This is a genomic window from Nostoc sp. MG11 (assembly GCF_014904695.1).
GTDB lineage: Bacteria > Cyanobacteriota > Cyanobacteriia > Cyanobacteriales > Nostocaceae > Komarekiella.
Genome location: NZ_JACXXN010000229.1, coordinates 1 through 560 on the forward strand (window position 1 = coordinate 1; position 560 = coordinate 560).

The window sequence follows — 560 nt, forward strand, 5'->3', positions numbered from 1 at the left end:
GTAGAGGCAATCATGATTGGTACTGACTTTCAACAAGGAATTTCTTTTATCAGTCCTAGTAGGGTAATTAAAAATCAGACTAGTAATCAGCGATCGCCTTAAATAAAACTCTTAAAAAAGTCTAATGAAGCTCAAAGGTTCATTAAAGAAGTTCAAAGATTTATTAATCCACCTCAAAGGCTCGTTTATCCACCTCTGCCCCAATGCCCCATCCTCAACAACTACCTAGTCATCATCAAGTCGAAGCAATTGTTCATCAATAGCTTGTATCCGCCTTCGCACAATTTCTTCTGAGAGAATTCGCTTCCGCATTGCCTCATTAAGCGCTCCTTTTTCAGCCAGCAGTAAACGGCGACGAATGGCATCAAGTTTACTGAGATCACCATTTTTGCCTTCCAACTCATCAGGGCGACGATTATAAAATTCCCGCAGTGCCTTTTCCGCTCCGGCAATTCGTACCTGATAAGTAAGTCGTGGAGAAAATTTATAAGTATGTAACAAACAATTAAGCAGAAGAATTAGAGTTAAATCTTACACGTTGTGTACTGTAGTTTCCCTTG

The 560-nt window shown here is 39.8% G+C and carries 2 pseudogenes; one reads left to right on the forward strand and one right to left on the reverse strand.

The annotated features are described in order from the left end of the window. A pseudogene (locus HCR01_RS38230) lies at positions 1 to 102 on the forward strand (DUF3124 domain-containing protein); the annotation flags it as partial. A gap of 123 nt (positions 103 to 225) precedes the next feature. Here the strand turns inward: HCR01_RS38230 and HCR01_RS38235 are convergent. Continuing rightward, positions 226 to 474, reverse strand: a pseudogene (locus HCR01_RS38235) (sodium:proton antiporter); the annotation flags it as partial. Positions 475 to 560: the final 86 nt, after the last annotated feature.